The organism is Brevibacillus sp. NRRL NRS-603, from assembly GCF_003013445.1.
GTDB lineage: Bacteria > Bacillota > Bacilli > Brevibacillales > Brevibacillaceae > Brevibacillus > Brevibacillus formosus.
This window is the reverse complement of sequence record NZ_PXZN01000006.1, coordinates 79,157-105,082: the sequence shown is the minus strand read 5'-3', so window position 1 is coordinate 105,082 and position 25,926 is coordinate 79,157. Positions and strand designations below refer to the sequence as shown.

Here is a 25,926-nt window from a genome sequence, read left to right as displayed (position 1 = left end):
GCAAATACCCATTTATACGGAGGAATGCCAGCATGGAAAATCACAACAAAAAAGAGACCATTCGTGTGGTCCTGGTCGATGACCAAACGATGATCCGTCAAGGGTTGGGATATGTCATCAAAATGCAGAAGGATATGGAAGTAAGCGGGGAGGCTTCTAATGGTGAAGAAGCCGTGCAGATCGTAGGAGAAATCATTCCTGATGTCGTCTTAATGGATGTACAAATGCCGAATATGTCAGGAATCGATGCAACACGAGAAATCACTCGACTCCATCCTTCGATAAAAGTACTAATCCTCACAACATTTGACACGTACGATTACATCGTAGACGGTATTCGCGCAGGTGCTGTCGGCTATATGCTAAAGGATTCCGATTCACAGGATATGTTGGAGCTGATTCGCAGAGCCCATCAGGGAGAGGCACTGTTCTACACGGCTACAGCTGCCAAGGCTCTAGCGGAGGTTCTACAGTCTCAACAAAAGAGTGACGAGTCTGACTCTGATGCTGACTTTGACTCTGCGCTTCCACCCCTTGTCATGTTTGACCAGTTGACTGATCGAGAGCGGGACGTACTTGAGCAGCTATCCTACGGCAAACGGAACGATCAAATTGCGCAGCACTTGCTTATCTCAGGGGGAACCGTCAAGACGCATATCCATCGGATTTTGCAGAAAATGGGCGTAGAGGATCGGACACAGGCAGTTGCCAAGGCGATCCGGTATAAAATCGTAAAATAAGGAAGGAAACGAAAAAAGCCCAAGCATCTAAACCATGCTTGAGCGTTGATGCTGATTGGAAGAGACTAGCTATTCCATACTACGAGCCTTTTCGATCTCCACTTCCAACAACGGCAACTTTCTTCCTGGGAACACGGTAGAGGCGATTTCTCCTACTCGCTTTGCCCCTCTCGATAAGTAAAACGGTTCTGCGTACGGGTCGCTGTGAATGGTGATGACTGGGATATCCAGCTTTTGTGCCACCTCCACCATATGCTGCCACAGAGCCTTTCCGTAACCTTTTCCAACTGCCTCCGGTTCCATGAACAAAAAGCCTAAAAACCACTGCTCATGCTCTGCATCCTTTTCCAAACTCACGAAGCCTTTGATGCTGCCCTCATCCTCTAACACATATACTTCATGCGTCTCGATATAGGCAGGTGATAGCGTCAGGTCGTCGCGACAGGCATCCATGAATTCGTCACTATATCCCCAATAAGCTTTGGAGCGATAGGCTAGCTCGCTCAGTTCGCTTGCTTCTTGTCCTTTACCTCTGCGGATGTTCATCTGAATCCATGCCCTCCTTTGCTACGATATCCGCCAGACGTTGCTTGATACCCCCTGTACAAACACCACCATGATAGGCAATCACAGTCTCTATGTCGAACTCGAGCAGTTTGCAGATCGATTGCAGAGCTGTCGTTTGATCTGGCGTGAATTCGGGGTTGAAAGGCATCAGTACTCCAGCTAGTGCTGTGAGGGCGTCTCCAGAAATCAGTGTCTTGCTCGGAATATGATACAAAGAGATGTGATCAGGGGAATGACCGGGCGTATAAATCACCTGGATACCGCCACAGTATGGGAGAACATCGCCATCCTGTACGGCATGATCGACTTTTACCGGAGGAGCCAGTACCCCGCTTTTGATCAGGGGTGTTTCTCCAGCCAGATACGGAATCGCTACCTCGTGAGCAATCACCTGTACGCTTCCTTCCGCCGCTGCTACGATTTCTGGCAAGCTGCCGATATGATCCCGGTCTTGATGGGTAATGATGATTTTCGTCAATTTTTCAAAAGGAATCGCTTCTTGCGCCAGTACGTTTTGAATCAGCTCCAATTGTCCGGGGATGCCTGTATCCACAAGAATGGCTTCATTCTCATCCCATAGCACTGCGGTGTGGACGACGAATGGATTGCCTCCTGCGTTCATCTCCAGCTTGATTGTTTTGATTCCTTCTGTTTGGGTCAAATCGGACACCTCCAGCATTTGCTTGAATCTGAATTGTATGAATGATTCCTCAAAGGCAGACAAGAATCCTTTCCCAATCTACCCGTTTGCACACAAAAAAATGGTCATCGCAATGGACGACCATTTTTCCTCTCTTACTTTGCTTCCTTCTGACGATAGACTTCCTTCCCTTCAACCAAGGTCAACACGACTTTCGCATCCTTGATTTGAGTGGCCGGAATTTTAAACAAGTTTTTATCGAGCACGATGAGATCTGCCTTCTTGCCGACTTCGATCGAGCCTGTGATGTCATCTACGTGGTTGGCGTAAGCACCATCAATCGTGAAGCTGGCGATCATTTCCGCAAGCGTCGCGCGCTCGTCTGGGTTGGCAATTTTGCTCGGATCGGTTACCCCCTCCTCGATTCGAGTAATGCCTTGTTGAATGCCGTGCAATGGATTGAATTCTGGCGTTACGATGTAGTCAGACGAAGAAGCTACATGCACCCCTTTTTTTAGGAAGCTCTTCATCGGGTATTCTTTTTCTGCGCGTTCGCGGCCTAAGTACGGTACTTCGATCTCATCGTAGTAGCCCTCTTCCTGCATAAACCAGAACGGCTGCACGATTCCGACTGCACCAAGCTTCTTGAAGCGCTCGATGTCTGTTTCATTGACCAGTTGCAGGTGAACGAGCGAGTGGCGAGCATCATGCTTGCCATTTTGTTTTTCAGCGAACTCCATACCGTCCAGTGCTATACGGGTAGAAGCGTCCCCGATGGAATGGACGTGCAATTGGAAGCCTGCTTTATCTACTGCGGCAGCTGTTTGGTTGTAAACCTCTTGCTTCCAGATTAATTCTCCGTTTGTCTCCTTATGTACATACGGCTTTTCCAAGTAAGCTGTGGCGCCTTCTACGACTCCATCCAAAAAGATTTTGACGGCGTTGACTTGGAATAGCGGATGTTGATTGCGCTCACGGATTTTTACGAATTCTGCGATCTGCTCAGGTCCTTTTTCCGGATTCGCTGTCAACGCATTTCGGAAGCGGATGGTCAGCTTGTCCTCTTTCGCGAGCTCCTCGTATGCTTCCAATACGTTCGGATAGCGCAGCATATCCGGGTCTCGCACCGTAGTTACACCGCGTTCAACCGCTTTTTCTTGGTAGGCTGCAATTCCGGACTTGTATTGCTGGACGGTGTACCCGCCGATTTTTGACAGCACCAGATTCATTGCGCTTTCACGCAACGTTCCAGATGGTTCGTTTGTTTTCGGATCGCGCTCGATAATGCCGCCCGCAGGGTTTGGCGTGTCCTTCGTGATTCCGGCCAGCTTCAATGCTGCCGAGTTCACCCACAAAGAATGTCCGTCATCGGAGGTCAGCGCGATTGGAGTCATTGGTACGATTTTATCCAATACTTCCTTGCGCGGACCGATACCAGGCACTACCGGATTGCTCCAGCCGCGTCCTTGCAATGCTGGTTCGTTTGGATGCTCTTTTACGAATTTCTCGATGGTCGCAACGTATTTCTCGACTGAGCCTCCATCAAACAAATCAATGGAGAAAATGAGTCCCGTCGTTTTGCTCGCATGCGTATGGCTATCGATAAAGCCTGGCAACACCATTTGGCCTTTCAGATCGATTACTTTCGTATCCTTGCCGATGTGCGCTTTCGCATATTCATCTGCGCCGACAAAGACGATTTCATCACCGCGAATAGCCATGGCCTCTGCCCAGCTGTTCTTATTGTCCACTGTGTAGACCGCGCCGTTAGTTAACACGACATCTGCTGGCTGTTTTGTCTCTTGGGCGGCAAAAGCCGACATCGGGCTCATCAGCGCTGTGGCGAGCAATGCGCTGGTTAATTTTTTCCTAAACACGTTAAGACCCCACCTATCTATTTATCTAAGATGAAAAGAATGCCAAAACTGATTGTAGCATCGCAACTCTGAAAATTCCATGAAATAAGGTCGGAAAATAGCATTTTTTGCCGATTGATGACGAAATCGATCACATAATGACCACCTAAATTGGTCAAATTGGAAAAAGGTTAATTTGACTCTCTTTCATAAATCGATGTATACTCATAAATGTTTTAGTGGGTAAACATTTAACTCCATATATAATTAAGTAATGAAAATAGGAGAGGGTACGATGCAAAGCCAAGTCAATTTTGAAGAACTTTATATACAGCTCCAACGAAAAGTTTCGACTGAGTCCCACAAGCGCTTGGACCCACTCGTATCAGGATCACAAGCGATGCTTTTGCGAATCCTAGATATGAGCGGCCCGCAGAAGGCATCTTCTATTGCAGAACGTATGAATATTACCCCAGGAGCCGTTACGAGTCTCGCTGATAAATTGATTGCTTGCGGCTATGCCACGAGAAATCGTGACAGTAAGGATCGCCGCGTCGTGCAACTGGACATAACCGATCAAGGAAAAGATATCCTTCGGCAATACAAAGCCGTGGTGAGGAGCACCATTGAACAGTTTTTTGCAGGCGTATCTGATGAAGACAAGCAACACTTAGTCCGCATCTATAACCAGGTTCTGAAGAATATAGATCAACAAAGAGAGGAGCATTAAGATTGCAACAGCTGACAGAGAAAAAGAAAGTGACGATTATGATCGCGATTATTACAGCCATGTTTTTTGCCGCGATCAACCAGACCATTATTGGTGTTGCCATGCCGCGCATTATCTCGAAGCTCGGTGGCATGGATTACTATTCGTGGGCGATTACGATTTATTTGCTGACCTCAACTGTCGCTTCCGTGCTGGTTGGGAAGCTCTCCGATATATATGGAAGAAAACCGTTTATTTTGACGGGTATCGCGTTGTTTAGTATCGGAGCCTTGTTATCCGGGTTTTCTACCGATATTTTTCAACTGATTACGTATCGTGGCATACAAGGGGCGGGTGCCGGGATCATTATGTCCACTGCTTTTACTGCCATGGGTGATCTGTACGAACCTCGCGAGCGCGCAAAATGGGGCGGAATCATGAGTGCCGTCTTCGGCGTATCCAGTGTGCTTGGTCCTCTGATGGGCGGCTATATCGTCGACCATCTCGACTGGCACTGGGTGTTCTGGATCTTCTTGCCGATTGGCGTGATTGCTTTTCTGTTGATCATGATTCATTTCCCAAAAGTACCGAAGCAAGAAGGAGAGTCTGTCGACTACTTCGGCTCGCTGTTCCTGACCCTCACCATCGTACCGATGCTGCTCGCCTTCTCATGGGCAGGTAATGGTCCGGGCAAACACGCTTGGGGCTCGTGGCAAATTATTGGGTTGTTTGCAGCCACAATCATTTCGTTGATCGTGTTTATTATGATTGAGAGGAAAGTAAAGACTCCCGTGCTTCCGCTGGGCTTGTTCAAAAACAGTATTTTTACTGTCTCCAATCTGGTCGGATTCTTCCTCAATGCGGGGATGATGGGCGCGATCATTTATGTGCCGTTCTTTGTCCAAGGGGTCAAAGGCATCTCTCCGACGATGGCCGGTTATGTCGCGATGCCGATGTCGATCGCCATGCTCGCGACCTCCGCACTCGCCGGACAAATCATGACTAAGACGGGAAAATATAAAAAGATGGCGCTGGGTGGACTTCTCATCATGACCTTGGGTATGGTACTGATGTATTTCATGTCGCCAGCCACACCGATTTACTTGCTCGTGATTTACATGATCATTCTCGGTTTGGGGATTGGGATTGCGATGCCAGTCTTCTCTTTGACAGTACAAAATGCAGTCTCACCGCAGCAATTGGGTGTCGCTACAGCAACGTCGCAGCTTTTCCGCAACCTCGGTGGGACCATTGGAATTGCTGTCATGGGAACCGTCATGAGTGCCAGCATGTCTGCGAAAATGACGCAACTGTCGGGAGCCATGGGTCAAGGGAACAATCCGGCAGCAGCCGATCCTGCTCTGGCAGAGAAGCTGTCGCTCTTTACGAATCCGCAAAATTTGTTGGATCAGCCGAAAATTGAAGCCACGCTGGCTAGTTTGCCACCGGATTTACAACCACTGTTTACTCACATGCTGGATATGATCCGGGAAGCGATGAGCTATGGGATCACGACTACGTTTTTGACTGGGGCGATTGTAGCAGGTATTGCTGTCATCATCGCGCTGTTCCTGAAGGAAATTCCACTGCGTAGTGGGAAGGTGGGACAGAAGCCGGAGGGCGAAGCAGGAAAGGCGTAAAAAGGGAAAGGAAGAGGCGGTTGCCCTCTTCCTTTTTTTACAGCTCTGCTCTTCCCGTTCGGATCGCATACGCATAGTCTCTGCGCCCGTTTTCTTCCGCTCTTCTCGCTGCCTTCTCGAAGTCATATGGGATCAATACGTGCTCGACAAGCCACGAGCCGCTTTGTTGTTTTACCGTAACGTACTTGGCATGCGGGGTTTTCGACTCCATCGAATGCGGGTACGGCGCTTCCTCAAAATACGCTGGCAGCCCAACACTTCCCGGGTTTACCACGAGCTTGCCATCTGGGAGCCATACCGATTTGGGCACATGGGAGTGTCCGCAAAAAATGACTTTTTGCTGGATGCCTGTCAGCTCGATCATCAAGGCGTTTGCACTTTTCTCGTCAATCCCGTATGGAGCCACACTCTCCAATAAATACACATCATCGGCAAAAGGAGTTCCATGGCAAAATAAGAGATCACCGTACGTCCACTGCTTTTGGAATGATCCGATCCAGCTGAGAATTTCTTGTGTCAGCAGTGGCTTCACGTATTCGAAGGTGATGGACTCCATTTGCTCTTGCAATAAATATCTGTCACAATTACCCATGATGTGGGTGATATGAGATCGCTCCATTAAGAGCTCTGCCGTTTTGATTGGATCAAGCGGACCAAATAAGGTATCGCCCAGGTTCACGATGGTTTGAATACCGCGGGAATCAATGTCGTGCAGCACGGCTTCCAATGCATAGGCGTTGCTGTGTATGTCGGAGATCACCGCGATGGAATGATTGTTTTGGCTCAAGGTCATATACTCCTTTACGAAGTTCGAAGCATCTATGCTTATAGTATTACTGCAAAATTAAGTAGATTTCCTGCTCCATTTAAGTGATGGCGGCGTACGTGACAGATCAAGAGGATGCCCTTCTAGCGAGTGAAGAACGGCATCCTCTTCCTATGCCCTTTTCTTTTTTTATAAAAAAGTTTGAGAGGGGTCCCCCCTCCTCATCGTCTATAGTAATGAACACCAAAACGGTTTCGTCCGTTTTGTTTGACCCCAAGCGGTCAGATTACATTTCATGAAAAACGTCGAGACGTTTTTCACAAAAAGGAAAGCTGCGCAGCACCTTTTTGCAAGGAGGTAACAAACATGCAGGACGATCGAGAGGTCATTGCGGAGGTTCTTCAAGGAAATAAAGAGGCTTATGCTCTGATCGTCAATAAATACAAGGGAAAAATCGCTTCGATTCTCCAGCGCACGCTCCACCATGCTCATGATGCCGAAGACATGGTGCAGGAGGTTTTTATCAAGGCGTACTACAGTCTGCCAGATTATAAACCCAACCACTCCTTCTCTGCCTGGCTGTATCGTATCGCGATCAATCGCGGAATTGACGAGCTGCGAAAGCGAAAGCGGATGCCTTCCGTAATGGAGATGGATGTCGAGGTCAAAGACGAGTGTCCGATCCCGGAGGAAGATTATCTGGAAAAAGAACAGCAACAAACGCTTCGACAACAGCTGATGGCACTTGGCAAGGACTACAGGACGATCCTCGATCTGCATTATCTCCAGCACCTAAGCTACCGAGAGATCGGCAACAAACTATCTTTGTCCGTGGATACCGTGAGAATGCGGCTTTCCTATGCCAGGAAAAAGCTCCGAGACCAGCTAAGCAAGCCGAAGAAAAAAGGGGGTACCCCGCTTTGAATTGCCTTACGCAAAGACAGCTGATCGCCTACATGGAAGATCGTTTAACACCAATGAACAAACGAAATGTCGAAAGTCATCTCGATCATTGCACACACTGTCAGTACCAGCTGGAGCAATGGATCGATGAGCTGCACCAAACAGAAGAAACGATGTGGGAAGACTCCCTCTCAGCAAATATGGATCAAAAGATTATTCAAATGCTCTCCCCGCATCCCGTGAGAGTATTGAACCCTGCTATCCCTTCACACCAACCACCTGCGTGGAAACAAAGGAGTATCACGATCATGAAAAGAATGACGATTGCCGCCGCTGCATTAACCGTCGTTGTATCGGGAGGAATGCTCGTCTCCCCGACCTTTGCTAGTTATGTCCATGCTGCTTTTACGAACAGCCCGATTGGCAAAGCTGATCCTGTAGCACCTGTGAGCAATAGCTTTTTGCAACAAATAGCGGACAAAGGAATTGCTCAAGCAGCCAAGAATGGGTTTGCTCAGTCCGTTAATGTAAGTGCGACCGATCAAGGCCTCACTTTTACCGTGCATGAAGTGGTCGCTGACCCGTTGCGTATTAGCATAGCAGCTTCTTTAAATGACAAGAACGGCAAGCCCTTAGACAGCTTTATGTCGGAAATGGTGAGGAGATCTAACAGAGAGCCACTTATCACCATTAAAGATAAACAAGGGAACATCCTTACACCGTCTGAGGAAAAAAATGCTCAATACCCCAACAAGCCTTGGCACGTTTCCATGTATGCCGAACAAGGTGTTATGAACTTGGATCGCGAGCTGCGAAGCTGTTTTGATGATATAAGCAAAGTTCCAGACGAGCTGATCGTAGAGTTTAACATCAAGCAATTAGACGACATCAAGGGGAATTGGAAGCTGTCCGTACCTGTAGATATGAAAAAAGCAAAAGCTGCGATGAAGACGCATGAAATTAACAAAGCCTACACGACCCCGCAAGGACTCAAGCTGAACGTCAAACAGATTACGTTTGCGCCAAGCGGAGTGGAGATGGTCATTGATCGAACTCTTGCTCCTAGCGAGAAAAACGCATACAGCTATGAGCTGGTAGACGAAAAGGGCAAAGTGGTAGCTGCTTGGGATTCAACTTCGATTATTCATGAAGCCAGCAAACGAAACAATTTGATCAATGATGTGAAATGGGATCATACCCAATCCACCGAAAGTGGAGCAAGAGACTTCCACTACTTCTATCCAATCGACGAAAGCCAAAATCTCACCTTCAAGCTTGGGTCTGTATATACAGAGGAATCCGCTAAGCTTAACGCGAAATTGGACACCAATCGCCTCGAAAAGAAAGAAGTCATCACAGCGGAAGAACAGGGAGATCAGTTTACTTTCAAAAAATATCAAAAGGATCCAAACGCGGTCGTTGATGTTGAAGGCTATGACGGCCATTACCGCATGAACGACGATGGAACTGCCACAAAATTGGAAGGCTACCACCTGGCATTTGAGGCAACTCTCTCTCCAGATGCTGCTGCTATGGGTCCCTATCAATACTGGACTATTACAGACGAGACCGGGAAAAAGTACGAAGACATCGAGTACTTAATCGATAAGACTGAGTATGAAAATGAACGGGCGATTTTTGGAGGTATGGTTTTCTTGGAAAACCTCACAACCCTGCCAAAGCAGTTGATCATTACTTCCGACAAACGAATGGTTGAACACAAAAATGTAGAGTGGGAAGTGCCGATTTCCGCCGGAAAATAAGAGCTCTTCATACGCAAAAAGGCTGGTGGTACCCATCGTACCGCCAGCCTCTTTTTCAAGGGATATATTCCTGCTGTAAAATCCCCATGTGGACGATATCATGCCATTTTCCCTCTCGAAACAAAAACTGCCGCGAGATCCCCTCCTGCTTAAATCCGAGCCTCTCATACAGCTTGATCGCCTTTTCGTTAAAGGAAAAGACCCGAAGCGATACACGATGCAGATTCATTTCCAAAAATGCATAATCCAGCAGCAGCTTCAGCGCTTCTCCTCCATACCCCTTTCCCCAATACTCCTTCTCCCCAATATCGATGATGCACTCCGCATTGCGGTTTTTCAGGTCAATTTGGATGAGGGAGGTAATCCCGATCGGCCGATTGGTTTGGCAGTCTACGATCATGTAGCTCTTCGATGAGCTTCCTTGCAGAATGACCTGATTCACAAACCCGTTCGTATCGTCCCACGTATAGACATCCATAAACGGATTCGTTGTCCGCATAACTTCTACGTCATTTCTCCACGTGTGGTAGACATCCACGTCCTCCCCCGTCATTTTTCTCAGATAGATTCTCTCTGATTGAAACAACATTCGTTCCCTCCTTATTGAGTCGGTCCCAGCATCGCTCTCAATGAAAACAACAGTGCTTCCATCTGCTCGGACACCTTCGTTTTCTCTGGGCCCAAATGTGCTGTATCCAGCATCAGTCCATCGATAACCGAGATGAAATAGCGAGCGATCGCCTCGAGTGGTAGCTGTGGCTTGAACTCACCTATCGCTGTCCCATTCGCGAAGAAAGCTGTCAACACATCCACCATTTTTTCATAGCGAGTCGTAATGTATGGATAGCTCTGTTGCTTTTGTTGATCCTTCAGCGACAGGAAAAATTCTGAGTTGGCTTGGGACAGTGTCTGTTCGATTTTCTCGATCTCGCTCTGCTGTTTATAGAGCCATTTGGTGATTTGCTGCCAAGATGTTTCGCCAGCAATTGGTGTGAAAAACTGTGCATCCTGTTGATCCTGGAATTGCAGCAGCTCCAAATAAAGGTGCTCCAGGTTATCAAAGTAGGCGTACAAGGCCCCCCGCGATACACCAGCCTCGTCCATGACGTCTTGCATGGTGGCCCGGGTATAGCCTTTTGTGATGAACACACGTTTTGCCGCTTGCAGCAGTTCGATTTTCTTTTTGGTTTTGTATTCGTCGCTTACTTTTGGGGCCATGGGGCTTGGGCCTGCCTCCTTTGAACAAAATATACACAGTTGTCGTTTTTGTTGGTGAGATTATCATAAACGACATTAATGTCGTTTTTCAATCTTTTCAATCTTTCGTGGATCGGCTTTTTAAATCTGAGCATCAAAAAAAGCATCCTGAATCACTCGTGAAAGTGAGGATGCTTTTGGTACTATAAATTTTCTAAGGCTTCCAGCATCGCTTGCCTGGGAAATAGTTGCGGCAATTTAGTCATGATGTAATCATTCAAAAACCGATTCACCTGATCAATACCCAATTCATTGCTCTCCCTCATATTCCTATCCATATCGTCCTGTGCAATCCATATCATGTCATTCATTTGACTAAGAATGCTTCTATCACTTGTTTCTGTATAAGTGGCCTCACCGACATTTTGTAAATACTTCTCAATTAATGTTTGCGTGACTCCTTCTGCGAGAAGGTTCTCTGCGATTTTTTCTTTTACCAGTTGATCAAAACGATTAAAATCTTCCCTCTTTAATCCATGCATAACGAAATTGTATCTTGTTACGTTATTCATCACCAGCACACACTTCCGCCGTTGATATACAAACAGGTGAGCGTGCCATCTGTATAAAGGCTCCGAAACTATTTTTTCTTTATCAGACACAGTAACTTTTAGTTCTGCTATAAGCTTTTTGGTGCATTGAAAAGTAATGAAGACGATTCACCCCATTCAAGCAATCTCTCATTTACATCCGATCCGGTATAACAAACGACACCGTCGTTCCCTCCCCCGGCTTACTCGTGATGGCCAAGCCCCTTCCATACATTTGCGTCAGTCTTCGATTCGTGTTGGACACTCCGATTCCGCCTCTCTCCTTCTTAGACAAATCAAGAATTTGCCGTACAGTCTCCTCCTCCATTCCGACACCATCATCCTTCACCTCAAAAAGGGTGGCATTCTTTTGCCGGACGATGCGGATATGGAGAGTTCCCCCTTCTATTCGGGTAAGAAGACCATGATGGATAGCATTCTCCACCAACGGCTGAATGGTCAGTGGCGGGATGAGAAGATCGATACCAGGCTCAACCTCCCACACGATCTGTAACCGCTCGCCAAATCGTTCCTTTTCAATGTAAAGATAAGCTTGGACGAGCTCCAGCTCATGGGAGAGTGCAACTTGTTTTCCTGTATTCAAAAAGTCAAAGCTGATATGCAAGAAGGCAGTAAACGCATCCCCGAGTTTACGCATCTTCTCCGTATCAATGTCACTCAATGCCATGATCGAGCTAAGAGTGTTGAACAAGAAGTGCGGGTGAATCTGGGCCTGCAAGTAGGCAGCCTCCATACGAAGTCGTTCATCGACGGTTTGCTTGAGTGTCGTCAGCGACCAGACGCGATATTTCAGCTCCATGCCATCGACTGGTTTGCATACATAGTCATTCGCACCAGACAAATACCCGGTGTATACATCCTCAGACTGGCTGCGCGCAGTTAAGAGCAAAATCGGAAGCTCTGAAACAGAGAAATGCTCCCTAACCCTTCGCGTCAGCTCATAGCCCGACATATGGGGCATCATGACATCAATGATAAGCAAATCCCACTGCTCTGTAAAAAGCAGATCGAGCGCGTCTCTTGGCGATGTGCACGTAGTGATTTGATAATGCGAGGATGAGAGCATTCGATCCAACACCCTTAAGTTAACCGGGTCGTCATCGATCGCTAATATTTTCGCCTTTCTTTCTACAAACGCATGTGCAGCCGTTTGCTGAAAAGCCAAGATATCTGGCGTTTCACTATGCCTCATCTGGTTGATAGCCGTCACTTGATTGCCATTATCTATCTGCTCCGCATATTGGCTCTCTGCTGCTTCCATCTCATCTGTACTAACCACGGGCAGCGAGAAGCTAAATACCGAACCTTTGCCCGATTCAGAGTCGACTCTCAGCTCGCTATCATGTAGCTCGACCAGCTGTGTACAAATAGCAAGACCGAGGCCGATTCCTCCACCACCGTTCGTTGCTTGAGCTCCCTGCTCATATGGCAAAAATATACGTGACTTGGTATGCTCATCCATCCCGATTCCTGTATCGGATACATAGATCGCCAACTTGTCGTCTACGATCTCAGCAGAAACGACGACAGATCCTTCTTCCGTGAACTTCAGTGCGTTGTGAACAAGATTGAATAAAATCTGGACTAGCCGCTTCTCATCTGCCAATATTGGCGGGATGGACTCTGGTATGTCCATTTTCAGTTGAACAGGCTTTCCTTCTACCATGTAAGTGAGCATGCCGATGATTCCGGAAACAACTGATTGAATATGCAATGGCTTCTTCTGCAACACGATATGCTTGTCCTGCAAACGTACGACATCTAGCAAATCATCCAGTAGATGCGACATTCTTCGGCTGATCGTGATTAAGAGCTCCATATCCTGCGTGCTGCGACCACCCATGACATGCTTTTCATTGTTGACGACAGTCTGGGCAATATTCATGATGCCGTGCAAGGGCGTTCTCAGTTCGTGTGAGGTATGGGCGAGAAATTGGTCTTTGAGCTTGTCCGCTTCTTTCAATTGCTCCGTTAGCTTGACCTTTTCCTCTGCATTGCGAAAGAATAGCTTGAACCAATAGGCAGAAAAGCTGACAAGAGCAGCAATCAGGTCGAGCGGATAATACACATACTTGATATCGAAGATTTGATATTCCATGATTGCGGACCATAGGACATTGGAAAAAATACTCGTTGCAGCAATGAGCAAAAATACAGCGTCATGCTTGTTTTGCATGAGCAAGCGGCTAATTCTGAAAATAAACAATAGCAACGGGCCGAAATAAATAATGACTAAAAATGGCGTTCCCGCTAATATATACACCCATTGTGCCGTTCCCAGTACGATGACTGCCGAATAAAGACTGAGCATGGAAAGATACGCGTTGAACGGTTTTGTATATTCTTTCTCCCCCTGTTCCGTCAGGCTTCTCACCAATACGATCATCAGTAAAGGCTGCCATATGTAGGCGAGCACTTCCACCTTGGTCGACCATGTATAATCAAGCGGGAGCCAAAGCAACAGCAGGTTGTCAAAATCAGACACCGTCTTTATCCCTACACAGGAAAGCAATAGCAGGAATACGAGAAACTCTTTGTGACGAACATTCAATACATATAGGATCCCGGCATACAAGCCATGAAGCAACAAGATGAGGAAGGTTGCCATCTGGAAGCCAATGGAATACCAGCGTTCGGTGTCAATAGCGGCTTGCGACCCGAAGTAAATCGATCTGATGATGCCCCCTTCGATTGGATTATGGTAGTTGGCCGTTCGGACAAGCACTTCAATGACCTTTGCATCCCCTGCATTGTACGTAACCGTGAAGGATGCCTTCTGCGGCATGTACGCTTCCGCTGTTGTCGCAGGCACTCCTATTCTGGCTAATATCTCTCCGTTAACCTCTACGGTAGAAGATGCCTCCACTTGCGGGACCCATAAGGTGTATGGCTGATTTAGCGGTTGATCGACCAAGATCCGTAAACGGTATGTTCCATAGCCATACGGTGACGGAGAGTCCCTGGAAAAAGCGCTGCTCCAATTGCCAGGCACTTGAAGGTATTTTCGTTCGTCATGCGATGATTGCTTGAAATCTTCATGCGTGATGAAAGAACCAGGAAAAAACTCCCATTCCCCATCCAGTGAAATGGACGGGGAATTTTCAAAGTCCCACCCGCGCATATCAAGAACCCCTTGAACCACAGGTGGATGCTCTGGAAACGTATGAAACGAAAACCAGAACACCCGAAGCCCTAGTAGAAATGCTAAAAACAAGAGAAGAATCAAAAGATACTTACTTATGAGTGCTTTTGAATGACTCCGATTATGGTTGCTTCGCTTTATCATAGTATGCATCTTTCGACACGCTTCGGATTATCCCTTGTCAAATTGCAGTTCCACAGTCCTATTTTTCTCACACAAACTGTCTACTATCGTTATTTCGCCCAAACCGATAAATAGCGATCAAAGCAAAAACTGTAGCGAATGCGAGCAAAATAGCCAAGTTCAAATACAAGCTCCCCAGACTGTACCCTTGTTGCAGCTTATTCACGGTATCGAGCAACCAATGCTGGGGCAAGAACGCAGAAATATTGCGCACGGTGACCGGCATGATTTCCATGGGGAAGAAGCAGCCAGCCAGGAGGCACGTCGGTACAATAATCAGATTGGATATCGCTCCGACACCTGCTCTACTCTTCGCAAAGGCAACGGTCATCAGAGAGAGTGCGATTGCCCCCAGCGCAAACACGAACAACGGCAGAATCATTTGACTATACGGGACGCCTGTATCTATACCGAAGACGTTTTTCATGACGAGCAAGGTCACGATGATTTGCAGCAGTAAAATAAACATGCTGACGATAATATTCGAGAATACATAGGATCTGGCCGACATCGGTGAGGAAAGGAGTCGTAAAAAGGTGCGATTCCCTTTTTCTTTTAAAATGATCTCTGACATGTCCACCGCTGAAAACATCATGAACATAATAAGGAATCCAATCGATTGATTCGTCATGCGCGTCACGTTTGAGTTGTTTTGAAGCGTTACCGTACTGAGCTTGTAGCTTTGCTCGTGGTATGCCGCATACAGCTTCGTGAACTTTGCCTCATCCGCCTGTGCCGCTTTTCCAATCGCGGCAAGATTGCCGATATAACTGTGCAGCATGGCCTTCACATAGGCAGTAACCTGCTCACCCTTTACGGAGACAATATTCAAGTGCGCTGGCGCCCCTTCCCTAACACTAGCAGCATACCCTGGCTCGAAAACAATTCCGCTATCCAGTTCACCAGAAACGATCTGTTCACGCATCGTCTGTTCGTCGATAACTTTGACCTCAACATGATTCAATCTCTCGATAAACCGGATCGAATCCTGCGTGATCACCTGGTCCCCATCCTGATTGATGATTCCTACATGGATCGTGCCGCTGCCTGCATTGCTGTACATGGTAAGAGACAGCAGAACCCCTGCGATCGGCAAACCCAAATAGGTAAACCAGCTTTTTTTGCTGCGAAACGTCTCCATCAGCGTTTTCCGAATTAGCCATAGCATTTCACTCATACAAAAGCACCCTCCCTTCTACGCATCGTGATAACAGAAAAGATGATAAACGCCATGGCAATGCTCACATTCATCGCAATCGCAAACCATGCGCCTGTCGGATTGTCTGTGTAGATCATTTGCAGCAGACCTGTATTTACCCAGTGAAGGGGAGAAAGATTGGACAGGAGGCTGAAGAAGCCATCCGATTGATCAATCGGAAAATAGGCACCTCCTGCAAAGGAGGCGACTTGCGTAAAAATATTGTTGATTGCCCTTACCCCTTCGCCTTTGAAAAGAAAGCTAATACCGAGGCCCAAACTGACCGCAAGCAGTACCTCTGTCAAAAGCACCAGGATAACCATCCCGTAATGGCTGCCCCAATCCGCTTTGAACACGAACTTGCTGAATAAGAACACGGCTAGTACGAAAAACAAATTGATCACCGTACAACCGATCACTTTTCCGGTAAAAATGGCACCTTTGCTTACAGGTGCTGCCATTAAACGAATGGCCGTTTTGTTCGTTCGCTCTCTGCTGAATAAATAACTGGCATTGAACATCGCGTAGAGCCCGATCATCGTGGTCATTGCCATCGCGTAATAGTCGATAGAGCCTGGTTTTTTATTCGAATTCAAGGTCGTTTCACGAATAAATTCATTGTTTTGTCCGGTAGCTGAAAGAGTAGCCGCAGCAGTCTCTGGGTCTACCTGAAAAGCTGCGGATGCGAGCGAGTAGCGATCGGCAAAAACGGTTAGCATCCCGGCAAGGATATTGCTTCCGATCGCATTCTCACTGCTTCCATAAAACTCAATCCCTTCATCACTGACAACTGCGTACCCCGTATAGCGATTCGCTCTTACTTCCTCATGCCCGTCTGTGCCTGATTCCGCTTCAACGACCTCGACTCCATTTTTTCCGATAGCTTCTATAAAAGCGTTCCACCCCGTCGATACTTGCGCGTTCGTCCAGTTGCTTTTATACAACAGGCGCATGTCATCCACAGTCCTCGTTTCATCGAATACATTGGATAGAGCAGTACCCAATATCAGCATCAGGATGATGGGAAGTGCCAACATAAACATAAACGTTCTCTTTTCGCGAAGACTGGACTTGATTTCTTTTACAGCGATATTCCATATGTTCATGGCAAAGCCCCTCCTCTAGTCTCGCAAGTTTCGACCGGTTAAGGTCAAGAACACCGTCTCCAGATTCGGCGCTTGCTCTTCAACGGAGCGGATTTCTACCTGATCCTTGATTAATTGTTGAATGATCTGGTTCAGGTTGTTGATCTCCGCTTTAGACACGATTTTGATCGTATTCTCTTCTTGAAGCACCGCATTCACGCCAGCAATCGCCTTTAGAGCATCGAGATTTAACGGTTCATCTGCTCTGACGCCAATCCAAATTTCCTTCGCGTCGGTTATAATCGCTTTTAATTGCTCCTTCGTTCCTTCTGCGATGACTTTTCCATGATCGACGATGGCGATGCGGGTGCAGATTTCTTCGACTTCCTCCATGTAATGGCTCGTATAAATGATCGTGCAGCCCATGTCGTTGAGCTTTCGCACCGAATTCAAAATATAATTGCGCGAATGAGGGTCAATTCCGACAGTAGGTTCGTCCATGATGATCAGCTTCGGCCGATGGGCAATGGCGCAAGCGATGTTTAACCGACGCTTCATCCCGCCAGAGAAGTTTTTAGGAAAGCTAGTAGCTTTGTCACCGAGACCTACGAATTCAAGCGCCTCTTCCGTCCGTTCGCGAAGCAGTGATCCACGCAGTCCATACAAGCCAGCAAAAAACCTCACGTTTTCATAGGCAGTCATATCCTCGTAGATCGCAATATCTTGTGGGACGATACCGATGTTCATTTTGGCGAATTTGCTGTGCTTCTCAATGTTTTTTCCCAGCAGGGTAATCTCGCCCTTTGTCACGCGCAACAGGGAGGCGATCATGTTGATGGTCGTGCTCTTTCCCGCTCCGTTGGCCCCCAGGAAACCAAAGATTTCTCCTTCACGCACATGTAGAGACATATTGTCGACGGCGACGAAATCACCGAATTTTTTCGTTAACTGACGAATTTCCAATACATGACTCACGTAACTCACTCCCTTCGTAGCTATGTCTGCATTGTAATAAAAAAGGATGCCCTTATGTCAGTGCATAAGTTCATCCCCCGGTATGAGAATTCTCATGTTGTTTCTCATGATCTTTTTCATTCGTTGCGATAAGGCAGCAGAGTGGTCACGCTAAAGCCTCGCGTACCGTCCACAATCACTGTTCCACCAGCGGAAGCGGCTCTCTCCTCCATCCCGAGAATACCAAGCCCTTTTACAACCTTTTCTGCACCGGCCCCATTGTCTGTGACCACTGCTTTAATGAATGTATTCAGCACCCGTACCTCTAGGGAAATCACTGTTGCCTTAGCATATTTGAGTGCATTCGTGACCGCTTCCGTTGCATTTTGCTGGATGATTCTCCACTGAATCGGTGTAATGACGTCGATGTCCCCGTCAAAAGTAAGCGTGGCTGTCACTGTCTCTCTCGCAGACAGCTCATCGACAAACAACCGGAGTCGATTGATTCCCAGCTCCTCCGGCCGTGGCTTCACATCCTTGAGTGTCACTCTGATTCGCTCCAGCCCTTCCTTCGATATTGCGATCGCATTGCGGAGCAGCTCGGATGCCTTGTCCTGATCAGTCGCCATCAGCAGTCGCGACGCTTCCATCTGAATGAGCGCACCTGCCACCGCATGCCCCACATCGTCGTGGATTTGTTGAGAAAGGCGATTGCGCTCCTCCAGTTGAATCGTATAGGTCGACTGGCGGAAGTATTCGCTGCTCTCGTTCAAGGAGCGGGTCAAGCTATGCAAATCCTCTCTCATTTTCTCCCGTTCTGCCTCTAATCTGCGGAGCTTGTCAGTTAGCATGCTGCCACACCTATACAGCAAAAAGCTAAGAAAAGCCGTTAATAAATACATGGGCATCCATTCAGGCAAAACAATGAACAAAGGCAACAGCATACATCCAAATACGACCACCCTCTGCTTACTGGCCAAATATACGAGCTCCAAAATGTGGACTGGCAAGAGCAACACAAATAACGAGTCCAATACGAGCGTACTTGCTACCACGAACACGATGGATAGCCCCATGAATAATTGCTTATGATTCCTCTTTTTCACAATGAGAATGGTGAGATTAATAGCCAAATACAACAAGTACACAAGAATTTGCCACGGGTCCATTTCAGAAGTGGGATGGGCCAGAAAATAAGTCACGATGATAAACCCAAGCACCGCTGCCTTATTAGCCATAGTCCATAACTCCATCAGTAGTGACCTCCTTTCAATCCAACATGTTCGTTTCGCCCGTCAAATAATAGATGGCGATCTGCGTACGGTGTTCAAGCCCTGTTTTATTCAAGATAGAAGTAATGTAATTCGCCACTGTTCCCTCGGAAATAAACAGCTTCTTGGCGATTTCTTTGTTCGATAGCCCTTTGGCGATCTGCTTCATGACATCGAGCTCCCGTTCCGTAAATAAGCTTTGGTCGATTTTGCTTTCGGTAGGGATGGCTGCTGTCGCTTTGGGAGCAGCGGTAGTGGACACGGTATCCGTCGCGTTCTTCCCTGTATTCAGGTTCATTTTGATCTTATCCAGGACGACATCCTGCAGTACGTGATGGTTGTTATAGACACTCTTGATGGCATCTCGGATGCGGTTGGGATCATTGTTTTTCAATAAATACCCCCGTGCCCCCGCTTGAATGGCTTCGAGAACAAATTCATCATCGTCAAACGTGGTCAAAATGAGTGGTCTGACTGTAGTTTCTGTAGTCAGCACACGAGTCGCTTCCACTCCATTCATGTTCGGCATCCGAACGTCCAAGAGTGCTACGTCTACTTCGTTCTGTTTGCAAAACGTCACCGCCTCGACCCCATCCTCCACAATCCCGACTACTTCAAACTCCGCAAAGCTCGTCAGGATGATTTTCATGCCTTCCCGTATAAACGAATTGTCGTCTGCGATCAACACTTTGATTTTCAAAGCAGCTTGCCTCCCGTCGAACAAACCCTCGACCGCATAAAGAGCGGACGTATATTTTTTCCCAATATTACCACTGTCCTGCTTTGCTTCACAATTGTAGAATCTCGTCCCAATGGTTCTTACTTTCCGGTCACACATGGAAAAATTAACACTTCGAAAATATATAGACACGAATCATATGTGTCAGTATGATAAATTACCTAAGCCCTCTTACCAACCTTATCGGGGCCAATTTTTTGAATGGAATACTCTATGGAGGGGAATTTGTGGAAACAGCACAACTGAATAAAACATCTTGGAACACTGGGGCTTATCAAGCGTGGCTGAAACGCTTTGGTACACCTGCTGAGGCAGCGGTCAAAATTAAAGAAGACCCCCAAAAGCGAATCGGCAAGGTATATGAGCACATGGGGGATATTCGCGGCAAAAAAATTATCAATTTACTCGGTTCAAATGGAAACAAAGCCGTTGCGCTCGCCTTGCTAGGTGCCGACGTAACCATCGCCGATTTTTCTTATGAGAATGAGCAGTACGCCAAAGAACTGGCTGCAGCTGCCGATGTTGACCTGACTTACATCGTATCGGATGTATTACAGCTACCTCCAGATGTATTGTCTGGTGAGTATGATCTCGTTTTTATGGAATTCGGTATTCTTCATTACTTTTTGGACTTAACCGAGTTATTCCAGGTGGTCAACTCGCTCCTGCGAAAAGGCGGCGTGCTCGTGCTCCAAGATTTCCATCCGGTATCCACAAAACTCATTTCCTCACGCGGAACGACTGCTACTATCCGCAAACATAAAGTAACAGGCGATTATTTCGACACCTCGCTTGAGGAAAAGGAAATTGCTTTCTCCAAATTTCTCTCGGACGGTACAAATGTCGCTGAATCAAAAGTATTGTTACGCAATTGGACGTTAGGCGAAATCGTTACGGCCATTGCAAGCAAAGGGTTATACCTAAAAATGCTGGAAGAACTCCCGAATCTTTCATCGGAAGTTTTTGATAAAGGAATCCCGAAAACCTTCACGATTATCGCCGAGAAATTATAACGAACGTTTGCCATCATCTTATTAAATTCCTACTACCGAAAAGAGGAGGCTTTCCCTCCTCTTTTCTTTTACGCACTTATAGACTGACGGTCAGTCATATGGTAATCTGTATCCAACCACTTAGTGACAATCGGAGGAGGCGCCGATGAAAAGAATCGTGAAAGACCCCACAACACGGCGAGCAGAATTATTGGAAGCCGCCGGGGAGCTATTTCGAAATCAGGGTTATGTCCATACAACTGTGGATGCGATCATTCAAAAGGTGGGCGTAGCAAAAGGAACCTTTTATTACTACTTCAAATCGAAGGAAGAGATCCTTGAAGCATTTGTCCAATCCATGGTCGATACACTTTGCGAAGAATATAAAAAAATCGCAGATGACTCTACCTTACCTGTCATGGAGAAGGTTCGCCAGATGCTGCGCAGCCAAAGCCACCCCATCGACAACCAAGCCGAATGGATGGAAAGCTTGCATCGCCCCGAAAACAGAGAGCTTCACGAGCGTCTTAACATCGCCATTATCTTAAAAATTGCTCCTGTTCTGGCACAAGTCATTGAACAAGGAAATAAAGAAGCTGTCTTTCATGTCGAGAATGCCTTGGAGACCGTTCAGTTTCTCCTCGCTGGCTCGCAATTTTTGTTGGAATCAGGCATTTTTCCTTGGGAGCAAGACGAACAGACAAAACGTCTACAGGCCATGCAGGTGATTATTGAAAGATCACTAGGAGCTGAGCCGGGCTCCTTCTCTTTTCTGTAATGGATGAAAAGGAGGAAAGACAATGAACGCTCATGATAAAGCTTTTCGCAGATTCCTGATCATTTGGTCAGGGCAGCTGTTTTCAGCTATCGGAAGCGGACTAACCGCTTTTGCCTTGGGTGTCTTTGTTTTTCAACAGACCCACTCTACCATGAGCTATTCGTTCATCATTCTCTTCTCTTTTCTCCCCTCCTTCCTTTTACTACCCTTTAGCGGGGTGCTGGCAGACAGATTTGACCGCAAGAAAATGATGATCATTGGCGATCTCGGTTCCATAGCTGGTATCTTGTTCATCTTGCTTGTCATGCTGTCCGGTCGTATGGAATTATGGCACATCTATTTGGGGGTCGGCATCAGCTCGATCTCTGCCGCTATTCTAAACCCAGCCTTTAAAGCAGCCGTCTCCGATCTGGTTTCGGAAGAGATGTACTCACAGGCAAGCGGGCTCATCCAACTGGCAAGTTCGGCTCAATATCTTATTTCCCCACTGGTTGCAGGGTTTCTTCTCAGTGCTTTTGATATCCAGCTCGTCTTATTCATCGATATGATAACCTTCCTTCTAGCTGTCGGCGCCGTGCTGATGATTATGAAACACGAAGCCACTCCCCGGAAATACGAAAGACAAAGCTTTTTTCGCGAAATGTCTGAAGCCTTCCGCTATCTCCTTTCAAAGAAAGGGGTTTTCTCGTTCGTTCTGTTAATGTCTGTCGTGTGCTTTTACATCGGGCTTCTGCAATCGCTTTTTGGGCCAATGATGCTGGCATTCACTGATTCCAAGACACTCGGTCTCGCCCTCTCTGTATCTGCATCGGGCATGCTCGTCAGCAGCCTTTTGATCGGACTTTTCGGTATGGGAAAGAGCAAGGTGTTCATGCTGTCCTTCTCTCTCGTACTTGCTGGCTTGTTCTATGCCCTCATGGGTGTGTTTACTTCCGTTTGGCTGATTATGATTTTTGGCTTCCTCTTTTTCACCACGCTTCCCTTTGTGAACACGAGCCTCGAGGTTCTCATTCGAACGAACGTCGAGAATGAACGACAAGGCAGAGTGTGGTCGATGATCACGGCTATTTCACAAATCGGGTTCGTACTGGCATTTGGATCGGCAGGATTTTTGGCGGATCATGTATTCAATCCGTTGTTTGATCCAGATCGATTGCTGGGTCAAACGGTCGGACAGATCATTGGAACGGGGTCGGGCAGAGGAATTGGCTTTTTGTTTATTCTCTCTGGCGTACTTGTGGCGATACTAGGAATCGTAATCGGAAGGGTAAGAAAGATACGGGATTTGGAAGGAATGACACTGAAAGGTAACCATTCGCACAAATAAAAATATTTTCTCAAAACCTATGCAACTTATTCATATATTCTTCCGTCTTGAATGCGAGTTCATGAAACTTACACCTAGAAGGAGGAAGATTCAAATGAAAAAAGCTATATCTACTTCGTTGGTTGCTATTCTACTCGCAACAAGTGTACCTGCTGCTCTGGCGGCTGACCTGGAAAGCAAAGGAAAAGGGAACGGCAAGCCCGAAGTAAAGGCAGAAGCAAAAGAAAAAACGAAAGAAACTTCTGTCAAAGAATCTGATACCGATACTGATAGCGACGATGAGAACTCAACCGAAGCTAGCACAGAATCCAAAATCAAAGACGTAAAATTGAAAAAAGAGCTGATCGAGCTTCGCCAAGAGCTCAAGCATGCAGCCGAAATCACGGAAGATCAAAAAGCGAAATACGAGCAGTTGGTAGCTGAACTGGAAAAAACGACTGACAAACATGGAGCTTTGGAGGTTCAGCTTGAGCTTCTTCAGCGCACGTACCAAAAAGGAGATCACACACCATTCAAAAAGCTTGGAGAACTCCTTGAGAATACTGGCTCGACAGAAGTGAGTGCATTCGTAGATGGAAAACAGGTAAAAGCTGACGTGGCACCGTTTGTACAAGGTGGAAGAGCGTTGGTGCCTGTACGTGCTATCAGCTCCGCATTGAAAGCGGAAGTAAACTGGAAGCCAGAGACTCGTAGCGTAGAAATTACGCGTGGCGAAAAATCCATCACGCTGTTCCTCGATAAAAAAGAAGCATCTGTAGACGGGAAAACCATTTCTCTGGACACTGCACCTGTACTGAAAAACGGACGTGTATTCCTGCCTCTGCGCTTCATCAGTGAACAGCTGAACGCGAAAGTAGAATGGCAAGAAGAAGGCAAAATCGTCATTATTGACGACATTCAAGCCTCTCAAGAATCCGAACAGGATACAGACTCTGACGATACATCTGCAAAATAATACAGGATAAAAGCCCTCACATAGCTGAGGGCTTTTTTACCATATAGTTCTGTCCGAAAAAATCATATGACTCGGACGTTTTATCTATGTTACGCTCCAAACCGCTGACGGTACCCGCATCTTCTGCATAATTCCTCGACAGCTTCCCTGCGAGAAAATCCTTCTATCAGATTATTGGCCCGCTCGCCATCCACAATATCAGTGAAAGAGGTCTGATTGATATTCCCCAGATTAATAACCCCTTCCCCATCTAGACAACACGGCACAACGGTTCCATTTTCGAGAATCGCCGCTTGCGTGCGCAGTCCATGACAAAAGCCTTTTCCATCATCTTCAGGCGCCGTCAGACTCGGCCACTGGAATTCGTAATCTTGGTTCAAATAAACGCGGTCATCGATTTTTACCCCACTGCCTGGCACTACTTTTTCTTCAATTCGATAGTCCAGCCCAAATTCTTTCTCAATCACTTCGAGCGTCTGGCGGTTTCTACTCTTTTGAATGTTCGTGGCGTTATCCTGTGTCAAATTCCACAGACGGAAAGAAAAAATCACTTGATGCTCCTGCGCTTCCCGAACAAATGAAAGAATCTCGCGCAAATAACCTTCGCGGTTGGTTGAACCGATATGTCCGTCAAAGCTGTGAAGCGAGAAGTTCATTTGTCGGAGCGCGGGCTTGCCCAGCAATTTATGCCGATTTTTCGCGATCAGCGTCCCATTTGTGGTGATGTTGACCTTGAAGCCTTTCTCATGACTGATATCGAGCAGCTCATCAATTTTTGGATGGAGAAGCGGTTCTCCTTTGACGTGCAGGTAAATGTAATCCGTGTGCGGTTTGATCTCATCCAGCCTTTTCGCAAAGTCTTCTACTTTAATAAAGCTTTTGCTGCGCTCCGTTGGCGGACAAAAGGTACAGGCGAGATTGCACACGCTGGTGATTTCTATATAGACTTTCTTAAATGTTTTCAAGATGTTTTCCCCATTCCCGATGCCTATGATTGATCATACCCATCATAGTAACATAGGAGGGCTTTTACAAGTAACGGTGTATTCTGGTGGTTTGCTCGAAAACTCGCGTCTACTTGATCCTTACCACGCGCCTTGCATAGACATCACAATCAAAATTCCCATCGCTGCAAATAAGCTCCTTAATTCCTTCATCTCTATAATGGGGAGACAGCGGAACCACGCCCAACATATAATATCCGCCATGTGCAGCTGCTCCCCCATCTCCGCCTTTCGCATAGCAAGGGGCATTTACAAGCTCATACAGATATGGATCGTATGCAATATACACACCAAAGCCACTCGGTTTCTCCAAGTCTGCGTCATAGTAATACCGTTTTTCCATACCGATATCCTCTAAAAGACCCTGATCAAGATGATCACTGAAAATCCGCTTAGTTCCTCCCCCGCATATGTACTCCCATTCATCCTCCGTCAGTAACGAGAAGCCTTGCTGGTCTAACTCCTTGATAACCTCCATGAAGTTAACCAAACGTCCATCCGCATTGACTACTTGCTGTACATTTCTTTCCACAAGCATCGGGGGAATCTCTGCTTCTCTTACCGGCGAAAATACGTTTGAAAGATAATCGAGGGCATCCTGTTCAAAACCAGCGATCTCAAGCTCGCTCTGCATCGCAGACAGAATAAATTCATCTTGTTTCACTGGCTGATTCCATCCCAATCTGACTCTACTGCCCGGTACGAATACATACTCGCAGCCGTCCAGCTCATAGATGCCCGTCTCCAAGGCCAGTTTGCCTGAGGTAAAGCTCTCTACGCTTTTGAATGTAAGGGCATGACCTTTATAACCTTCAAAGGACTTGAGCCATTCTTTTTTCTTCCCCAACCCCATGGATAGCCAGTTGTTTATTTGCAGGTCGTTTATGGTTTTCATCCGCATTTTCA

At 46.9% G+C, this 25,926-nt stretch carries 24 protein-coding genes; 9 read left to right on the top strand and 15 right to left on the bottom strand.

Annotated elements, in window-relative coordinates; all coding sequences use genetic code 11:
* Window positions 1-32: 32 nt before the first annotated feature.
* Window positions 33-740, top strand: a complete 708-nt coding sequence (locus C7R94_RS02515; protein WP_106778339.1) for a response regulator transcription factor — start codon at window positions 33-35, stop codon at window positions 738-740.
* 69 nt (window positions 741-809) lie between these two features.
* Here C7R94_RS02515 and C7R94_RS02510 read toward each other — a convergent pair whose 3' ends face one another.
* From C7R94_RS02510 to C7R94_RS02500, 3 genes are all read right to left on the bottom strand, one after another.
* Window positions 810-1,286: a GNAT family N-acetyltransferase gene (locus C7R94_RS02510; protein ID WP_106778338.1), complete on the bottom strand. Its 477-nt coding sequence runs from the start codon at window positions 1,284-1,286 to the stop codon at window positions 810-812.
* On the bottom strand, window positions 1,267-1,977 hold the full coding sequence (locus C7R94_RS02505; protein WP_233220461.1) for an MBL fold metallo-hydrolase: 711 nt from the start codon (window positions 1,975-1,977) through the stop codon (window positions 1,267-1,269). The genes C7R94_RS02510 and C7R94_RS02505 overlap by 20 nt, the downstream gene beginning before the upstream one ends.
* A 125-nt stretch (window positions 1,978-2,102) precedes the next feature.
* Window positions 2,103-3,824 carry an amidohydrolase gene (locus C7R94_RS02500; RefSeq protein WP_106778337.1) on the bottom strand — a complete coding sequence of 574 codons (1,722 nt, stop codon included), beginning with the start codon at window positions 3,822-3,824 and terminating at the stop codon, window positions 2,103-2,105.
* 274 nt (window positions 3,825-4,098) lie between these two features.
* Between C7R94_RS02500 and C7R94_RS02495 the strand changes: the two genes are divergently transcribed.
* Together C7R94_RS02495 and C7R94_RS02490 are read left to right on the top strand one after the other, a co-directional pair.
* On the top strand, window positions 4,099-4,533 hold the full coding sequence (locus C7R94_RS02495) for a MarR family winged helix-turn-helix transcriptional regulator (RefSeq protein WP_233220456.1): 435 nt from the start codon (window positions 4,099-4,101) through the stop codon (window positions 4,531-4,533).
* Window positions 4,534-4,535: 2 nt separating this feature from the next.
* Window positions 4,536-6,152 (top strand): MFS transporter, encoded by a 1,617-nt coding sequence (locus tag C7R94_RS02490; RefSeq protein WP_106778335.1) that lies wholly within the window; start codon window positions 4,536-4,538, stop codon window positions 6,150-6,152.
* Between the two features lie 37 nt (window positions 6,153-6,189).
* Here the strand turns inward: C7R94_RS02490 and C7R94_RS02485 are convergent, their stop codons facing one another.
* Window positions 6,190-6,945: a metallophosphoesterase family protein gene (locus C7R94_RS02485; protein WP_106778334.1), complete on the bottom strand. Its 756-nt coding sequence runs from the start codon at window positions 6,943-6,945 to the stop codon at window positions 6,190-6,192.
* A gap of 339 nt (window positions 6,946-7,284) precedes the next feature.
* On the opposite strand from C7R94_RS02485, the gene C7R94_RS02480 reads away from it, so the two are divergent.
* Together C7R94_RS02480 and C7R94_RS02475 are read left to right on the top strand one after the other, a co-directional pair.
* Window positions 7,285-7,842: an RNA polymerase sigma factor gene (locus tag C7R94_RS02480; RefSeq protein WP_106778333.1), complete on the top strand. Its 558-nt coding sequence runs from the start codon at window positions 7,285-7,287 to the stop codon at window positions 7,840-7,842.
* Window positions 7,839-9,584 (top strand): DUF4179 domain-containing protein, encoded by a 1,746-nt coding sequence (locus tag C7R94_RS02475; RefSeq protein ID WP_106778332.1) that lies wholly within the window; start codon window positions 7,839-7,841, stop codon window positions 9,582-9,584. The genes C7R94_RS02480 and C7R94_RS02475 overlap by 4 nt, the downstream gene beginning before the upstream one ends.
* Window positions 9,585-9,639: 55 nt before the next feature.
* Here C7R94_RS02475 and C7R94_RS02470 read toward each other — a convergent pair whose 3' ends face one another.
* From C7R94_RS02470 to C7R94_RS02425, 9 genes are all read right to left on the bottom strand, one after another.
* Entirely contained in the window at window positions 9,640-10,173 is a 534-nt protein-coding gene (locus C7R94_RS02470; protein WP_106778331.1) for a GNAT family N-acetyltransferase, read from the bottom strand.
* 11 nt (window positions 10,174-10,184) lie between these two features.
* The gene (locus C7R94_RS02465; RefSeq protein WP_106778330.1) at window positions 10,185-10,802 is read right to left on the bottom strand and encodes a TetR/AcrR family transcriptional regulator; all 618 of its coding nucleotides are present in this window, start codon (window positions 10,800-10,802) and stop codon (window positions 10,185-10,187) included.
* Between the two features lie 182 nt (window positions 10,803-10,984).
* On the bottom strand, window positions 10,985-11,491 hold the full coding sequence (locus C7R94_RS02455) for a DUF6933 domain-containing protein (RefSeq protein ID WP_412679230.1): 507 nt from the start codon (window positions 11,489-11,491) through the stop codon (window positions 10,985-10,987).
* A gap of 34 nt (window positions 11,492-11,525) precedes the next feature.
* Window positions 11,526-14,687, bottom strand: coding sequence for a hybrid sensor histidine kinase/response regulator (locus C7R94_RS02450; RefSeq protein WP_106778327.1), 3,162 nt, complete (start codon window positions 14,685-14,687; stop codon window positions 11,526-11,528).
* Between the two features lie 58 nt (window positions 14,688-14,745).
* On the bottom strand, window positions 14,746-15,894 hold the full coding sequence (locus tag C7R94_RS02445; protein WP_106778326.1) for an ABC transporter permease: 1,149 nt from the start codon (window positions 15,892-15,894) through the stop codon (window positions 14,746-14,748).
* Window positions 15,891-17,021 (bottom strand): ABC transporter permease, encoded by a 1,131-nt coding sequence (locus tag C7R94_RS02440; protein WP_106778325.1) that lies wholly within the window; start codon window positions 17,019-17,021, stop codon window positions 15,891-15,893. Before C7R94_RS02440 ends, C7R94_RS02445 begins: the two co-directional genes overlap by 4 nt.
* Window positions 17,022-17,036: 15 nt before the next feature.
* Window positions 17,037-17,975, bottom strand: coding sequence for an ABC transporter ATP-binding protein (locus tag C7R94_RS02435; protein ID WP_106778324.1), 939 nt, complete (start codon window positions 17,973-17,975; stop codon window positions 17,037-17,039).
* 116 nt (window positions 17,976-18,091) lie between these two features.
* Window positions 18,092-19,207, bottom strand: coding sequence for a sensor histidine kinase (locus C7R94_RS02430; protein WP_106778323.1), 1,116 nt, complete (start codon window positions 19,205-19,207; stop codon window positions 18,092-18,094).
* A 16-nt stretch (window positions 19,208-19,223) separates the two neighbouring features.
* Window positions 19,224-19,925 (bottom strand): response regulator transcription factor, encoded by a 702-nt coding sequence (locus C7R94_RS02425; protein ID WP_106778382.1) that lies wholly within the window; start codon window positions 19,923-19,925, stop codon window positions 19,224-19,226.
* Window positions 19,926-20,191: 266 nt separating this feature from the next.
* On the opposite strand from C7R94_RS02425, the gene C7R94_RS02420 reads away from it, so the two are divergent.
* The 4 genes from C7R94_RS02420 (at window position 20,192) to C7R94_RS02405 (ending at window position 24,016) form a co-directional block, all read left to right on the top strand.
* A complete protein-coding gene (locus C7R94_RS02420; RefSeq protein WP_106778322.1) occupies window positions 20,192-20,977 on the top strand; it encodes a class I SAM-dependent methyltransferase in 786 nt (261 codons plus the stop codon).
* Window positions 20,978-21,122: 145 nt separating this feature from the next.
* Window positions 21,123-21,734: a TetR/AcrR family transcriptional regulator gene (locus tag C7R94_RS02415; RefSeq protein WP_106778321.1), complete on the top strand. Its 612-nt coding sequence runs from the start codon at window positions 21,123-21,125 to the stop codon at window positions 21,732-21,734.
* A 22-nt stretch (window positions 21,735-21,756) separates the two neighbouring features.
* On the top strand, window positions 21,757-23,061 hold the full coding sequence (locus tag C7R94_RS02410; RefSeq protein ID WP_106778320.1) for an MFS transporter: 1,305 nt from the start codon (window positions 21,757-21,759) through the stop codon (window positions 23,059-23,061).
* Between the two features lie 94 nt (window positions 23,062-23,155).
* The gene (locus C7R94_RS02405; RefSeq protein ID WP_106778319.1) at window positions 23,156-24,016 is read left to right on the top strand and encodes a copper amine oxidase N-terminal domain-containing protein; all 861 of its coding nucleotides are present in this window, start codon (window positions 23,156-23,158) and stop codon (window positions 24,014-24,016) included.
* Between the two features lie 89 nt (window positions 24,017-24,105).
* Here the strand turns inward: C7R94_RS02405 and C7R94_RS02400 are convergent, their stop codons facing one another.
* Both C7R94_RS02400 and C7R94_RS02395 read right to left on the bottom strand, forming a co-directional pair.
* A complete protein-coding gene (locus tag C7R94_RS02400; protein ID WP_047072164.1) occupies window positions 24,106-24,981 on the bottom strand; it encodes a radical SAM/SPASM domain-containing protein in 876 nt (291 codons plus the stop codon).
* 109 nt (window positions 24,982-25,090) lie between these two features.
* A complete protein-coding gene (locus C7R94_RS02395) occupies window positions 25,091-25,915 on the bottom strand; it encodes a hypothetical protein (RefSeq protein ID WP_106778318.1) in 825 nt (274 codons plus the stop codon).
* Between the last annotated feature and the right edge of the window lie 11 nt (window positions 25,916-25,926).

Coding starts and splice junctions, on each gene's coding strand:
- C7R94_RS02515 (WP_106778339.1), top strand. CDS start 33: ATGGAAAATCACAACAAAAAAGAGACCATTCGTGTGGTCCTGGTCGAT.
- C7R94_RS02510 (WP_106778338.1), bottom strand. CDS start 1,286: ATGAACATCCGCAGAGGTAAAGGACAAGAAGCAAGCGAACTGAGCGAG.
- C7R94_RS02495 (WP_233220456.1), top strand. CDS start 4,099: ATGCAAAGCCAAGTCAATTTTGAAGAACTTTATATACAGCTCCAACGA.
- C7R94_RS02485 (WP_106778334.1), bottom strand. CDS start 6,945: ATGACCTTGAGCCAAAACAATCATTCCATCGCGGTGATCTCCGACATA.
- C7R94_RS02480 (WP_106778333.1), top strand. CDS start 7,285: ATGCAGGACGATCGAGAGGTCATTGCGGAGGTTCTTCAAGGAAATAAA.
- C7R94_RS02470 (WP_106778331.1), bottom strand. CDS start 10,173: ATGTTGTTTCAATCAGAGAGAATCTATCTGAGAAAAATGACGGGGGAG.
- C7R94_RS02465 (WP_106778330.1), bottom strand. CDS start 10,802: ATGGCCCCAAAAGTAAGCGACGAATACAAAACCAAAAAGAAAATCGAA.
- C7R94_RS02450 (WP_106778327.1), bottom strand. CDS start 14,687: ATGCATACTATGATAAAGCGAAGCAACCATAATCGGAGTCATTCAAAA.
- C7R94_RS02445 (WP_106778326.1), bottom strand. CDS start 15,894: ATGAGTGAAATGCTATGGCTAATTCGGAAAACGCTGATGGAGACGTTT.
- C7R94_RS02440 (WP_106778325.1), bottom strand. CDS start 17,021: ATGAACATATGGAATATCGCTGTAAAAGAAATCAAGTCCAGTCTTCGC.
- C7R94_RS02430 (WP_106778323.1), bottom strand. CDS start 19,207: ATGGAGTTATGGACTATGGCTAATAAGGCAGCGGTGCTTGGGTTTATC.
- C7R94_RS02415 (WP_106778321.1), top strand. CDS start 21,123: ATGAAAAGAATCGTGAAAGACCCCACAACACGGCGAGCAGAATTATTG.
- C7R94_RS02410 (WP_106778320.1), top strand. CDS start 21,757: ATGAACGCTCATGATAAAGCTTTTCGCAGATTCCTGATCATTTGGTCA.
- C7R94_RS02405 (WP_106778319.1), top strand. CDS start 23,156: ATGAAAAAAGCTATATCTACTTCGTTGGTTGCTATTCTACTCGCAACA.
- C7R94_RS02395 (WP_106778318.1), bottom strand. CDS start 25,915: ATGAAAACCATAAACGACCTGCAAATAAACAACTGGCTATCCATGGGG.